Here is a 13,238-nt window from a genome sequence, read left to right on the forward strand (position 1 = left end):
AAATAACCAGACGACGCCCGAACCAGGCAACCGCCTGACTCAGGGCCAGCTAAACTCGACCAGCCGCATGATACCGTCCGGAAGCTGTAAGTTAGCGGTTACTATCTCTGTCGATACCGACAAGCCCAACACACCAAGCATGGTTACCAGAACGCCCAGAACCACCCAGGCCCCAAAGACTTCCGTATTGCGGTTGATTAACCAACCGAATATTACCCGGAATACCACCGAGGTAGACTGGATCGGGGTGACCACGGACACCGGTGCAATGGCCAGCGCCATGTATCTGAACATTTGTGAGAAACCAACCAGTATGGCCGCCAGTGAAAACCAGCGAACAGATGATTGTCCCACCTCACGAACATGCTTCCAGCGTCCGGGAAGCAACAGTATCAGGCCAATGACCAGCGCTGCTGACGAGTACGAAATAAGCCCTCCCCAGAAGCTGGTACCGGGGCCCTGTGATTCCAGCCCCATACGCACCAGGATCGGGCTAGAACCGTATGCAACGGCTGACAACAAGGCAAAGCTGTAGCCCTCCCGGTAACTGGGTTCAAACTCCGGATGTTCCGGCTTTGGTTCCCCCTCCTTAGCCGGTTTCGGCTTTTTGAAGGTAGCTTTTGACGTGAAATAGGCGCCCATTAGAATAAGAACGATGCCTGCAACTTTGAGTGGTGTTAGCACCTCGCCCAAAAACACGATGGCCAGAACGAGCGCCAATATAAGATTCGATTGCTTCCAGGGGCCTGACAGATTGCCGCCGATCGCTTTGGTCGAGCGGTAATTGCAGTAACGACCGATCACGAAGTGCAATACCCCAGCTGCCGCCAACCAGAGAAAGGCTTCGGTGGTTAAACCAGTAACCGCCCCGATATTCCCGGTTACCAGTATCATTACCAGGAAGAAAGGCACACCGACGGGAACCGTAATGGCCAGCGCCTGCAGAACGGACCCACTCAGTACACCACGACGAACACTGGCATTATTGAACCCAAAGGTTATCGCTGACAGCAACGCGAGAAAACCACCCAACATAGAAATCACTCCGGTTTATGGAGACAACAGAAACCGCCGCCCTGTCGAATACAACGGCGGTAGATGACCCGGAGTATGAATGCTCCGGCGAAATTAATACGGTCAGTCTATTGAATTGAATGGTTAATAGTCACCGTGGTTATAGTCATCTTCGGCTTCTCGTTCTACAAAACCCTCTGCACCGGGAGCGGGTTCTGAAGGCCTGGGCTCCACCTGCTGTTGAAAGAGCATATTCATGAACATATACATGGGCTTGGTCTTGATCACCAGCGCCCGAGCCGGCCGCTCAGGGTCCGCGTTGAAGTGCTGGTGCACGCAGTTGTTGTGCACAATGGCGATGTCACCTGCTTGCCAGTCGTAACGAATGCCATCATGAATTTCATAGCCCTTGCCATCCAGTATGTAAAACGCCGCTTCGTTCACATGGCCGTGCTTTTGCGACTTGCCACCCGGAGCATATTCTTCCAGATGCAAGTGAAAAGTCTGTGTGATGCCATCTTTGGGTTCCACATAATGTCGGCTATACGCCTGGGGGCCATCCTGAAACTTAATCTCTTTGCCCTTACGCACTCGCGGCATATCGCGCAAACGCTGCAGTTCATCGTTCAGGTTATAGGGACCTGCAATGGCTCGAACAAAAACCCGGTCCTTCTTGCTATGATAGTGCGATTCTGTACCCATCTCATTAGACTCCTGTGTGCCAACCCCGCTTGTCGGAGCGGAGCGACTATTATTTGGAATTTCCGGTGATGTAAGCGTGTATGACCTTGGCGTTCAAGGTGACTGACGGGTCATATTCCGGGGCATTCTCGAGCTGCTCGACATCGTTTAAGCCGAACTTCTTATAGATCCGGTTGATCGCTGAAATCAAGCGGACAGGCCGGTCCGGGTCGGCATTGAAATGCTGGTGAATGGTGTTAGGTGGAATGTATATAATGTCACCGGCTTCCCACTCAAATTTTTGCACTCTGTTTTGCGCCTTCCAGTGATAAGTGTCAGTAATTTCCACATCACAATCCTGATGCAGGTCATAGCCCTTACCTTCAAGCACATACAAACACTCCTCGGCGAGATGACGGTGCTTGCCAGAGTGGCTGCCAGGTGGAATGATCTGCATATAAGCGTCGACCGACTCCATCCGGGTATTCATTTTGTCATGCAACAAATGCTTAAGCAGACCCTGCTTCGACATTTCCCAGGGCATTTCTTCGGGTCGAACGACTTTTTTGCGCAACTTGTCCCGCTCAGGGGCTGTCGCTGCATCGTCGAGTAAATCCTGGTACAGGTCATGAGTAACATCACCAGCCAACCAGTACTGTGATTCTGTCCATGCCATCGTTTGCTACCTCGTGTTAATCAACTCAGAGGGCTGGCCTTGCCGACCCTACTCCGTACTGCGTATTGTGATCTAAAAGACGTCATAACCGGCCCACAACTGGTACAGGATACCCGGGAACATCTCCAGGTTGAGGACCAGGTCAAAGAGCCCATAAATTGCCAGTGGAAGGCCTAGCGCCACCTTGATCGACAGAGAGTTTGATTCTTTGCCAACCGGACGCATCAACAGCCAGGTAAACAGGGCAATAGCTATGTACTGCCCCAGTACGATCACCATAATGATCAGAAATATCAGCCAGAGACTGAAGACGAAAAACTTGTTGAGTGTCGGATACTGACCTGTCAATGCCCGCTTTACCGTCGCCGTTATACTGGCCGACTCCCGCTTCATCGCTCTGACTTCCCGTATGCTGATGCCCATGATCAGCAACAGCAAAGGCGTCAGAATGACCAGAGGCGTGCGGGCAGCCGTCAAGCTGTAAGTCAGTGACTCCAGAATCGCAGCAATCGTAACGACCAGTAAAAACAGGATGAACACTACTTCTGCGACACGAACTTCCTTAGTCACCAAGGTGCTATCCTCCCGGTCTTCTTGTCCCGGGCTTTTAGGTTCATTGGACATAACTCAAGCCTCCTTTTTCCGGTCGCGAATGAATGTCCAGATATTCCAACCCAGGAACACAAGTGTTATCACAACCAGTGTCAATGGTATCGGGTCGAGGTAGAACCGCGGACCATCCAATTGCAAAGCGAGGTACAGGTTTTTCTCGATGGCATACCCAAGCACCAGACCAATCAGCATGGCCGCACGCGAATAACTGAGTTCTTTCATCACGTACCCAAGAATGCCGAATACCAGTGCAATCACCATTTCAAACCAGGCGTTGTGAACTACATAGGCACCGGTAAAGACAATGCAGATCAAAACAGGTACAAGAATGGATGACCGCAAAAACGTGGCGCGGGTTAGTGGGTTCACCAGAAACATGCCAAAAATGGTGCCGATCAAATTACCAATGACAATGGTGAAGATCATGACAAAGACAATATCCAGATGAGATATCATCATCCTCGGGCCAGTCTCCATACCCAGAATAAATAAGCCTCCGAGTAGAATGGCCATGGACGAACTACCAGGAATGCCAAAAGCGATGGTGGAAGCCAGCGCCCCGCCTTCCACGGCATCGTTCGCTGCCTCCGCCCCAATCACCCCTTCTATATTACCCTTGCCAAAGCTTGCTTTGTCTTTCGAGGTTTGCTTGGCATGACCGTAGGCAACAAAGGCTGCCGGTGCACTGCCAAGCCCTGGCACCAGACCCATTAGAGTACCAATGGAACTGCACCGCATGACCAACCACCATTTTTGCAATGTGATTTTCATGCCGCTGAATATCTGGCGCTGGGTTTCGCGCATGCTCATGGCTTTACCGTCACTGGAGTCTGACAAGCTGCCGCCACGAATGAACAGATCGAACATTTCAGATACAGCAAAGAGTCCCAGGATCACGGGGACCAGAGGCAAGCCATCGATCAGCGCAAACGAATCAAAGGTAAAACGCGCCTGGTTGGTGACATTGTCTAAACCGACCATCGCCAACATCAGGCCTAACAATGCAGCAACAAGGCTTCTTGCCATGTCTTCTTTACCCAAAACGGCCACGAAGGTCAGTGCCAGAAAGGAGAGAATCACAATTTCCGGTGGACCGAACAGCAGAGAAGCTTCCTGCAAAACCGGTAACAGTATGGCCAGCGCAACCGCGCCAAAGGTTGCCCCCATAAAGCAGGCCAGCAAGGCGGCACCCACTGCCTGACCACCCAGTCCCTGTCGTCGCATGGGTGGGCCGTCAAGCATGGTCGCCGCATTTTGTCCGGTACCTGGCGTACTGAATAGAATAGCGGTTATCCCACCCCCCTGTGCAACCGTCGCATGTGCGCCAAGGATGAAGGCTACACCCGCGTTCGGCTCCATCGTGTACAGGAAGGGGATGGCCATGGCCATGGCAAAATGGCCGCTCAGTCCCGGGATCACACCCACAATCAAACCAAAGAGTGAACCAACCAATAAATAGGGAAAAACATCGAAACTAAACGCTTGAAACAGGCCGCTTACAAAGCCTTCAAGTATGCCCATACTGACTCCTGAACAGGTGAATGGCAGGCATCGATCTGGTCAGAAACAACCAGCACTGATGCCTGCACGGCAATAAACAAACGTTAGATTCCGCCTGCTACTGCCTCGACAAAGAAGGCTTCTGCTGACTCGGGCATTACGGCAGCATCGGTGGCAATTTGTGCCATCCGCTCACCATTGGCGAATGTCAGGTCACGACCTGAACTTTGAGCTTCTTCAATCATCTCGGGGTCGTTCATTGCCTGTTCAAAAGCACGCTGGAGGAATGCCAGGCGGTCTGCAGGAATACCAGGAGGAGTAACAACCGGCCGACCAACATCATTCAACCCCTGCCAGGCGCGCAGTACCGCCATTTTTTCGTCCCCTACTTGCATGCGCTCAGCAAGCTCCAGCACAGTGGGTGCATCGGGAATGGCGTCGGTGCGCTCCTGACCCGACTGCAAAACGATTTTTTGCATGCCATCTTCAACGTCCTGGATAGCGCTGCCATAAGAACCCCACATGCCAACGATGTCACGACGCAACATGGCCTGGCGAATCACGGAAGAGCTATCGAAGCCATGAATGATGTCCTGATCCAGATTAAACAGTTCACCGGCAACCAGAGCATCCACATAGGTGCTGCCACCCAGGCCAGTCGCCCCAATCTTGAAGGTGGATCCGGCTTCCAGCATTTCTTCAATGGTATCGAACTCACCTGTTGTTGAAATGGCCAGCACACGCTGATCGGCAACCATGCGGCCCAGAAAGCCGTAGTTTTCAAACTGATAGATTGCCCCTTCAATGCCCGCCAACTGATTCGTCACCAGTGCGCTGCCATTGACGATACCAACGGTCAGGCCGTCTTTCGGTGCCCGATAAATGTCGTTCGCACCGCGCATGCCACCCGCACCCGGATTGTTCTGTAAGCGAACCCTGGCCCCGGTGTATTTTTCAAAGTAGGGAATAATCAACCGGGAATACTCGTCGTAACCACCGCCGGGTGAATAAGGGACAATCCAGTTGATCGTGTTGCCGTCGTAGAATGCTTCAGCAGCGGAGAGATCTTCTGCCTGGCTGTGACCTGCCATGAACAGGGCGGGAATCATAACGGCCAAAGCCGTCGCAGTTCGGAACAGTGTATTTTTCATTGAATGCACCTTTGCGCCAAAAAATTATTGTTGTACGGGCTTGGGTCGTGCGAACCATATGAACTGGTTCATTCAATCCGGCGGCTACACCTTGTCAGCGCTCACCAGTCATCGCTGATGTGGCGCTATATCCTTGTTTTTGCTCGAATTGTTCCTCTATGAAGAACTACAGTCACCATAGAGGTATGGATTACCATAGCAAGTTGCAATTCGAAGTCAACACGAATCATCACCTTCTGGTTTTGAAACCACCTTTTCATGGCGTTCTTCGGGCCGGAAAGTCTTCACCAGAACCTGGTTTCCAGGCATAAAAAAAGCGCCGCTAACGGCGCCTTTTTTTATGCCTGGAGGTCAACCGGTCAGGTGCCGTGTACTGGCAGCAAACACCTCATCAACGCTGACCTTTCTGGTGAGAATGCCCTGACGCAGTGCCTGAGAGACCAGCAGCTCAAGCATGGGCCGATTCGACTCGATACCATAGGGCAACGGATCGCCCAGAATAGGTGTCACATCCCGGTGCAGTTGGTCGGTCGAAAACGAATGCGACCAGATCCCAGCGTTGAGTTGACGGAGGTATTGGGTCTTGGACTCAACAAAGGTATCAAACACTGCTTTGGCTACCTCCGGATACTCAGCAAGCACGTCATCGCGGATTACTATCAGGTGATTGATTGGGTAAAGGCCGGCTTCCTTCAGAGCCTTCAGGCTAACGTCGTATGCGTTGGGAATCAGGGTTTCAACCTCCGGGTGGTCCACCTGGACGCCAATCGCTGCGGGCAGTCGACCACTGACCAGCTCTTCCTCCATGTTCAGCCCCGACTCCAGTGGTACCACATTACCTGGCGCCTGCCAGGCCGAAACGTGCTCGTCGCCCGACAATACCCAGGTGATACTGTCCAGGTCGACGCCATATTCCTGTTCCAGAATCGCCCTTGCCCAGACCCCGGTAGTTACGGTGTAGCCCCGATTGACCCCTACCCTTTGGCCTTCCAAATCTTTGGGATGTCTGAAACCCGCCAGCCGATTATGGAGGATGGCGCCGTGGTGAAACTCTCGAACCAGAAAAATCGGTAAAGCCGTAAAGCGCACGCCATGCTCACGCGCACACAAATAGGTGGTCAGTGCCATCTCGCTGACATCGAAATCCAGGTTTCGAACCATCCGGCGAAAGCCTTTTGGCAACGGATTTACCTCTTCAAACTCAAAGCGGAACCCCTCTGGCTGTAGATCACCCTGTTTGATGGCGTAATTATTACCCTGGGTTCGTGTCAGTGTTTTCAATGTGCGCGTCATGGTGACTTCTCCAGAATTTTTACAGTCAGTTGCAAACTGAGCGATTCATGCAGGAATGCCGGGCATCTCGTTGTTCAGCAACACTCGCATCCCAGGCCGGCCACGTCTTCGAGTGATGGCAACAGCCACTTCACTGGTATGTCTGCCTCTACAACCTCTGCTACGGGTTTGAACACCTTGTACCGGTAGCGCAAGCCACCCGGTTGCCAAAAAGCAACTAAGGTTTCCCGGGGCGGGCAACCCGGCACCTGGCAGCGAACATCGGCAACCACCACCAGCGCATCGCTACTCAGGTCAAAACGATCTCGCGTCCATGATTCCACCCGTTCTGAACTGGATCTGGCGGGTTGATGAAACGGCTGCAACATGCAATTCGACCTGTTTGAATGACGGGGTTCTGTTCACGCTATGGAACTTTCTGTTTCTCATCCAACTGAGCCGACATATATTCCTTTATAGTGAACATTGTTTTGCACAGGGGAATTATACTTGCTAAGCTCCATGCAATACAAGAAACGCTACCCAGCGGATTACCCAACACTCCAATTCAAAGACCCGATGTTACGGGCGGAGGTAATATGTCCGAGCAAGTCAGAGCCGCAGTGCGCACCCGAGCCAATACCACCGAGATCCAATCCTTCCCGATGCCCGAGGTGCCTGTTGATGGCGCGTTGATGAAAGTGGAAGTGGCGGGAATCTGCGGTACCGATGTAAAGCTCTACAGCAATCCGCCTTCCGATGATCCGGTCATCATGGGTCACGAAAACATCGGTTACATCACCAAAGCAGGCTCGCAATTCATGGCGCGCAAAGGGGTCCGGGAAGGCGACATGGTGTTTGTCGAACACTACGTGCCCTGCTTCAAGTGCGAGTGGTGCCATAAAGGTGAATACCGCCTGTGTGCCGGAACGGACTGGCGCAAAAACCCGGAAGCCATACGTTACGGCTATACACCGCTCAAACGTGAGCCTTACCTCTGGGGTGGGTTTGCCGAATACATGTACCTGCCCTGGAATGCCGTACTGCACAAAGTGCCGGACGGCGTCTCGGCCGAACTGGCGGGCATTGTGACACCCATGGCCAATGGCATTCAGTGGGCCCTGTTTGACTGTCAGGTCGGCTATAACTCGCGGGTACTGATTCAGGGTCCTGGCCAGCAGGGCCTGGCACAAACCGTGGCCTGCAAACAAGCCGGTGCGTCGCTGATCATCATTACCGGCACGTCAAAGGACAGGGCGCGGCTTGAGGTGGCGAAAAAACTCGGGGCTGACTACACCATTATTGTGGATGAGGAAGACCCGCTGGAACGCATCATGGAAATCACCAACCGTGAAGGCGTCGATGTGTCACTCGATTGTACCGCCGGTGCCGGTACCATCCCGGTCTTGCTGGGTATCGAAGCGCTGAAACGCAAAGGTGGAACCCTGTTGATTCAGGGTGAGATGGCCGACTTCCCGAATTTCCCACTGGGCAAGATCGCCAACAAATACATCACCATCAAAGCGGCACGGGGCCACAACTACGAGTCCTGTGAACTGGCGTTGCAGCAACTGGCATCCAAGCGGTTCCCGCTGGAGCTGATTACGACGCACCGCTTTGGTTTGAAGGATACGGAATGGGCCATTAAGTCGGTCGGTGGTCAAGGCGAGAAAGACGTCATTCATGTCTCGTTGATGCCCTGGATGTAAGGCAGCAACTGGTTATGACGTCTCTAGAACGCATCCCGGTCACCCTGCTTACCGGATTCCTCGGATCCGGTAAGACAACGTTGCTGAACCGTATATTGAGCGAGGACGTGCATCACCGTTATGCCGTTATCATCAATGAGTTTGGTGAGGCCGGGATCGATGGTGACCTGGTAATCTCGAGCGACGAAGACCTGTTCGAAATGAACAATGGCTGCGTCTGTTGCACCGTGCGGGGAGATCTGATCGAAACCCTGCACCGGCTTATTGATCGTCAGATCGATTTTGACGCTGTCATCATTGAAACCACCGGACTGGCGGACCCCGGGCCGGTTGCCCAGACGTTTTTTGTCGACCCGAAAATCCAACGACATTTTCTACTCGACAGTATTACCACCCTGGTTGATGCCAAACATTTGCCGCAAAGCCTCGAACAGGGCTCGGAAGCGGCCGAGCAAATCGCCTTTGCCGACCAGATCATCCTTAACAAAACCGATCTGGTATCACCCGAGGTGCTCGAACAACGGTTACAGCTGCTTACCACGCTCAATCCTTTTGCCCGACGTTTTACCACCGAACGGGCCGGCATTGACCTCTCGGCCATTCTGAACCAGGGCCGGTTTGATCTGGCACGACTGGATGGGCTAACACCGCCTGATGGCAATCCACCGCATGGGCAGCCTGGCCACCAGCATGACAATGATTGCGACCATGATCACGGCTCACATGATCACCCTGCTCACCTCAGTGGTATCACCAGCTGTGTTATCAAGCTGGATGCACCGATGGATGCCGAACGCCTGTCGACCTGGCTAACGGCGTTTCTCGCTGAGCAGGGGCAGACCATTTTGCGGGTGAAAGGCATCGTCAATGTTGCCGGTGAACCGAGAAAAATGGTCTTCCACGGCGTTCACATGATGGTGGAAGGCGACTTTCAACGAGCCTGGGCAACGGATGAAAAACGCCAGACAACCATCGTATGGATTGGCCGGCAGCTCGATCCCGATGCGTTACAGACAGCACTGGAAAGATGCCGGGCTAACCTCTAATAACAAGGCGAACAAAGGTACAGGAGTTCCCAACTCATGAGACATGTTGTGATCAAAAACATTCCCCGTGCACCGCATGCGGATGCGTTCCAGACACTGGGCGTAGCCACGGTGCATGAAGCCCAGGGTCGCAAGGGGCTGCTCGCTCCGAATATGAACCCGATCTACCCCGGCGCCCACATTGCCGGTCCGGCGGTTACCGTCTCGATACCGCCCGGTGACAACTGGATGATCCATGTCGCCATCGAACAATGCCAGCCGGGTGACGTGATGGTCGTTGCACCCACATCGCACTGTGAAGACGGCTATTTTGGCGACCTTCTCGCCACACTGATGCAGGCCCGGGGCATTAAAGGGTTGATTCTTGATGCCGGATGCCGCGATATCGCAGACTTGCGAGCCATGGGGTTCCCGGTGTGGTCGAAGTGTGTGTCTGCTCAGGGAACTGTCAAGGAAACACTGGGCAGCGTGAACATACCTGTGGTCTGCGGTGGCCAGATCGTTAACCCCGGTGACATGGTGGTCGCAGATGACGATGGTGTGGTCATTGTAGCTCGCTCGGAAGCAGACCAGGTACTCTGGCTTTCGAAAGCACGCGATGAGAAGGAAGCCGGCATACGCGCGCGTTACAAAAAGGGTGAGCTGGGTCTGGACATGAACAACATGCGTCCGCGCCTGGCCGACAAAGGTCTTGTCTATCTCGACAGTGCCGATGAACTGTAACTCCGTTCACTCGCCCGCACCCAACGGCTGCCAACTTGAAACAGGAGTAGCACGATGATCATCGATTGCCATGGTCACTACACCACCGCACCGGGTCAGTTACAACGTTATCGCGACGCTCAGATTGCGCATTTCAAAGACCCGTCCAGCCCTGCCCCAAGCCTGGCGTCGGTGTCTGATGATGAGATTCGCGAGTCGATCGAAAACAATCAGTTGAAAGCATTGCGCGAACGCGGTGCCGACATGACCATATTCTCTCCAAAAGCATCGGCTATGGCACATCACATTGGTGATGAAGCCGTCTCAAAAACCTGGACCCGGATCAACAACGATCTGATACACCGGGTTACTGGTCTGTTTCCCGAAACTTTTATCGGTGTTTGCCAGCTACCGCAGTCCGTTGGCGTCCCGATCAGTCATTCGGTTGAAGAACTGGAACGGTGCGTAAACGAGCTAGGCTTTGTTGGTTGCAACCTGAACCCGGACCCATCAGGCGGCCACTGGTCCGGGCCGCCGTTGACCGACCGGGCGTGGTATCCATTTTATGAAAAGATGATTGAACTGGATGTGCCTGCGATGATTCATGTCTCCGGGTCATGCAACTCAAACTTCCACACGACCGGTGCGCATTATCTGAATGCAGACACCAGTGCCTTCATGCAATTTCTGGAAGGAGACCTGTTCAAAGACTTTCCGGAGCTGCGGCTGATCATTCCTCACGGCGGGGGCGCCGTACCCTACCACTGGGGACGCTACCGGGGTTTGGCGGACATGCTGAACCGGCCTCCGTTATCGGAACACATCATGCGCAATGTCTATTTTGACACGTGCGTCTATCATCAACCGGGCATTAATTTGCTGTTTGAGGTGATTGATGTCGACAACATCCTGTTTGCCTCGGAAATGTTTGGCGCGGTGAAAGGCGTCGACCCGGAAACTGGCCACAACTTCGACGATACGAAGCGCTACATCGATTCGCTTCCCTTATCGGACGCCGACCGTCACAAAGTATTCGAAGGCAATGTACGTAAAGTCTATCCGAGGGTAGACAGCTTGTTAGCCGCACGCGGGCTATGACCTGCAACCCATTTATCGGGCAATCCATAAAGCCGGGCTGTTTGAGTGCCCGGCGAGGTAGCCACTGAATAACAGGATATTACATGAGCAACAAAGTGACGTTGCAATCGCTGCAGCAAAAAAAAGACCGAGGTGAAAAAATCGTCGGCGTGGTTACCTGGGATTACCAGATGGCTCAGATCGTTGACCGGGTCGGCGTCGACATTATCTCGGTTGGTGACACCGTCGGCATGAACCTTTGGGGTCAGCCCAATCCGTTTGAAATCACAATGGACCAGATGATCACGGTTACTCAGGCGGTCAGACGAGGCACAAAGCGCGCGCTGGTCAGTGCCGACTTTCCTTATGGCCCTTTGCAGGAAGGCGTTGATTCAGCCGTTCGTGCGGCGATTCGTATGGTCAAGGAAGCCGGTGTCGACCTGATCAAGCTTGATGGCGCTGCGGATTTCCCGGAAGCCGTCACCGCACTGGTTCGTGCCGGCATTCCCGTCTGGGCTCAGTTTGGCATTACCCCGCAAACCGCCCTGCAGTATGGTATGGAATACAACGCCATGGCCACTGCCGGTGCTCAAGTGCCCCCGGCCATGCTGGACCGCCTCATAGGCGAAGCGAAAGAGCTAGAAGCCGCTGGCGCAGCACTGCTCGATTTCACCAACTCAGGCCCCGTTGTTGGCCCTAAAGTCGTTGAAGCCGTATCGATTCCCGTGATTGGCGGTTTCGGTGGCGGCCCCTGGCTCGACGGTCGGGTGCGTATGGCACATGCTGCGATCGGCTATTCGGCCAAGCATCTGGACGCTGACATCGACACCTACGCCAACGTCGCTAAAATCACCTTTGATGCCCTCAGCGAATTCAAAGCCGACGTTTGTGCGGGCAAACAAATCAAAGGCGCACCACCGGCCAAGCCCTGAGGAGACCTGTTATGCCTAGTGCCATTCTGAACGGCATTCGTACCGAGTACCGTACCCTGGGCAGTGGCCCCCCGCTGCTGATGTTTGCACCCGGCGGGTTTGACGCCTCCATGGACAAATGGGAAAACCTCGGCGTCTATGCTCGCATTAAATTGCTCGACTATTTGCCGGCCCATTTTACCTGCATCCTGTTCGACCGCCGTGAAACCGGCCAATCCGGAGGACGCGTTGAGCGCCTGACCTGGTCGCACTATCTCGAACAAGGCAGGGCACTGCTCGACCACCTGAACATCGACCGGGCACATCTGATCGGCGGGTGTATGGGTTGCTGTCCAGTTGCCGCCTTTGCCACCACCTACCCGGAGCGCACCCTCAGCATGGTGCAGTACTGGCCAGTCGGTGGCGCCGGTTTTCGGTTGAATGCCTACCGTCGTTTTGCCATCCATACGGCCTTTGTTGAATCGGAGGGGTTACAGGCGGTCATCGATCTTGCCCGTTCAACAACCGAGGGCTTTGGCAAAGACCCTCGTCAGGGGCCGTGGGGACCGGCTATCAGAAACGATGCCGATTTTGCGGAACGCTTTGCGTTGCACAGTGCCGATCATTACAAACTGATTGTCGCCAGCACCTTACGGACTCTGATCGACCGCGACAGTGTACCCGGCTTTGAACCGGAAGATCTGATGCAGCTGTCCATTCCAACCTTGATCATACCCGGGAAAGACAACGCCCATGCGGTTTCAGCTGCGCGGTTTATTGAGGAATGTTCGGCACAGGCAGACTATTGGGATGTGACCCCCGAAGAGCAGACTGAACACACTGCGCCGCAGCGCATCATCGACTTTCTGCACAGCGTGACGCTGTAA

General features: G+C 53.9%; 14 protein-coding genes. 6 read left to right on the top strand and 8 right to left on the bottom strand.

The window, feature by feature from the left end; translation table 11 throughout:
* Window positions 1-39 precede the first annotated feature (39 nt).
* The 8 genes from ACHUE7_RS19350 to ACHUE7_RS19385 form a co-directional block, all read right to left on the bottom strand.
* Window positions 40-1,035, bottom strand: coding sequence for an EamA family transporter (locus ACHUE7_RS19350; protein WP_394171524.1), 996 nt, complete (start codon window positions 1,033-1,035; stop codon window positions 40-42).
* A gap of 123 nt (window positions 1,036-1,158) precedes the next feature.
* Entirely contained in the window at window positions 1,159-1,716 is a 558-nt protein-coding gene (locus ACHUE7_RS19355; RefSeq protein ID WP_394171525.1) for a cupin domain-containing protein, read from the bottom strand.
* Window positions 1,717-1,765: 49 nt separating this feature from the next.
* On the bottom strand, window positions 1,766-2,371 hold the full coding sequence (locus ACHUE7_RS19360) for a cupin domain-containing protein (protein WP_394171526.1): 606 nt from the start codon (window positions 2,369-2,371) through the stop codon (window positions 1,766-1,768).
* A 72-nt stretch (window positions 2,372-2,443) separates the two neighbouring features.
* Window positions 2,444-2,941 (bottom strand): hypothetical protein, encoded by a 498-nt coding sequence (locus tag ACHUE7_RS19365; RefSeq protein WP_394171527.1) that lies wholly within the window; start codon window positions 2,939-2,941, stop codon window positions 2,444-2,446.
* Window positions 2,942-2,998: 57 nt separating this feature from the next.
* A complete protein-coding gene (locus ACHUE7_RS19370; protein WP_348476997.1) occupies window positions 2,999-4,504 on the bottom strand; it encodes a tripartite tricarboxylate transporter permease in 1,506 nt (501 codons plus the stop codon).
* An 83-nt stretch (window positions 4,505-4,587) separates the two neighbouring features.
* Complete coding sequence (locus ACHUE7_RS19375; RefSeq protein ID WP_394171528.1) at window positions 4,588-5,634, bottom strand: Bug family tripartite tricarboxylate transporter substrate binding protein; 1,047 nt, start codon at window positions 5,632-5,634, stop codon at window positions 4,588-4,590.
* A 351-nt stretch (window positions 5,635-5,985) separates the two neighbouring features.
* Complete coding sequence (locus ACHUE7_RS19380) at window positions 5,986-6,927, bottom strand: substrate-binding domain-containing protein (RefSeq protein ID WP_394171529.1); 942 nt, start codon at window positions 6,925-6,927, stop codon at window positions 5,986-5,988.
* Between the two features lie 74 nt (window positions 6,928-7,001).
* Entirely contained in the window at window positions 7,002-7,295 is a 294-nt protein-coding gene (locus tag ACHUE7_RS19385; protein WP_394171530.1) for a hypothetical protein, read from the bottom strand.
* A gap of 210 nt (window positions 7,296-7,505) precedes the next feature.
* Between ACHUE7_RS19385 and ACHUE7_RS19390 the strand changes: the two genes are divergently transcribed.
* From ACHUE7_RS19390 to ACHUE7_RS19415, 6 genes are all read left to right on the top strand, one after another.
* Window positions 7,506-8,615 carry a zinc-dependent alcohol dehydrogenase gene (locus tag ACHUE7_RS19390; RefSeq protein WP_394171531.1) on the top strand — a complete coding sequence of 370 codons (1,110 nt, stop codon included), beginning with the start codon at window positions 7,506-7,508 and terminating at the stop codon, window positions 8,613-8,615.
* A 14-nt stretch (window positions 8,616-8,629) separates the two neighbouring features.
* On the top strand, window positions 8,630-9,661 hold the full coding sequence (locus ACHUE7_RS19395) for a CobW family GTP-binding protein (protein ID WP_394171532.1): 1,032 nt from the start codon (window positions 8,630-8,632) through the stop codon (window positions 9,659-9,661).
* A 36-nt stretch (window positions 9,662-9,697) separates the two neighbouring features.
* Window positions 9,698-10,384 carry a 4-carboxy-4-hydroxy-2-oxoadipate aldolase/oxaloacetate decarboxylase gene (locus tag ACHUE7_RS19400; protein WP_394171533.1) on the top strand — a complete coding sequence of 229 codons (687 nt, stop codon included), beginning with the start codon at window positions 9,698-9,700 and terminating at the stop codon, window positions 10,382-10,384.
* Window positions 10,385-10,438: 54 nt separating this feature from the next.
* A complete protein-coding gene (locus tag ACHUE7_RS19405; protein WP_394171534.1) occupies window positions 10,439-11,461 on the top strand; it encodes an amidohydrolase family protein in 1,023 nt (340 codons plus the stop codon).
* An 83-nt stretch (window positions 11,462-11,544) separates the two neighbouring features.
* A complete protein-coding gene (locus ACHUE7_RS19410) occupies window positions 11,545-12,372 on the top strand; it encodes a 3-methyl-2-oxobutanoate hydroxymethyltransferase (RefSeq protein WP_394171535.1) in 828 nt (275 codons plus the stop codon).
* Between the two features lie 11 nt (window positions 12,373-12,383).
* On the top strand, window positions 12,384-13,238 hold the full coding sequence (locus ACHUE7_RS19415) for an alpha/beta hydrolase (protein WP_394171536.1): 855 nt from the start codon (window positions 12,384-12,386) through the stop codon (window positions 13,236-13,238).

Origin of the sequence: Saccharospirillum alexandrii, from assembly GCF_043641555.1 — a bacterium.
Classification (GTDB): Bacteria; Pseudomonadota; Gammaproteobacteria; order Pseudomonadales; family Natronospirillaceae; genus Saccharospirillum; species Saccharospirillum alexandrii_A.

What these genes read in the sequence shown, in the direction of transcription:
- ACHUE7_RS19350 (WP_394171524.1), bottom strand. Translation starts at nt 1,035, where the DNA reads ATGTTGGGTGGTTTTCTCGCGTTGCTGTCAGCGATAACCTTTGGGTTC.
- ACHUE7_RS19355 (WP_394171525.1), bottom strand. Translation starts at nt 1,716, where the DNA reads ATGGGTACAGAATCGCACTATCATAGCAAGAAGGACCGGGTTTTTGTT.
- ACHUE7_RS19360 (WP_394171526.1), bottom strand. Translation starts at nt 2,371, where the DNA reads ATGGCATGGACAGAATCACAGTACTGGTTGGCTGGTGATGTTACTCAT.
- ACHUE7_RS19370 (WP_348476997.1), bottom strand. Translation starts at nt 4,504, where the DNA reads ATGGGCATACTTGAAGGCTTTGTAAGCGGCCTGTTTCAAGCGTTTAGT.
- ACHUE7_RS19375 (WP_394171528.1), bottom strand. Translation starts at nt 5,634, where the DNA reads ATGAAAAATACACTGTTCCGAACTGCGACGGCTTTGGCCGTTATGATT.
- ACHUE7_RS19380 (WP_394171529.1), bottom strand. Translation starts at nt 6,927, where the DNA reads ATGACGCGCACATTGAAAACACTGACACGAACCCAGGGTAATAATTAC.
- ACHUE7_RS19385 (WP_394171530.1), bottom strand. Translation starts at nt 7,295, where the DNA reads ATGTTGCAGCCGTTTCATCAACCCGCCAGATCCAGTTCAGAACGGGTG.
- ACHUE7_RS19390 (WP_394171531.1), top strand. Translation starts at nt 7,506, where the DNA reads ATGTCCGAGCAAGTCAGAGCCGCAGTGCGCACCCGAGCCAATACCACC.
- ACHUE7_RS19395 (WP_394171532.1), top strand. Translation starts at nt 8,630, where the DNA reads ATGACGTCTCTAGAACGCATCCCGGTCACCCTGCTTACCGGATTCCTC.
- ACHUE7_RS19400 (WP_394171533.1), top strand. Translation starts at nt 9,698, where the DNA reads ATGAGACATGTTGTGATCAAAAACATTCCCCGTGCACCGCATGCGGAT.
- ACHUE7_RS19405 (WP_394171534.1), top strand. Translation starts at nt 10,439, where the DNA reads ATGATCATCGATTGCCATGGTCACTACACCACCGCACCGGGTCAGTTA.
- ACHUE7_RS19410 (WP_394171535.1), top strand. Translation starts at nt 11,545, where the DNA reads ATGAGCAACAAAGTGACGTTGCAATCGCTGCAGCAAAAAAAAGACCGA.
- ACHUE7_RS19415 (WP_394171536.1), top strand. Translation starts at nt 12,384, where the DNA reads ATGCCTAGTGCCATTCTGAACGGCATTCGTACCGAGTACCGTACCCTG.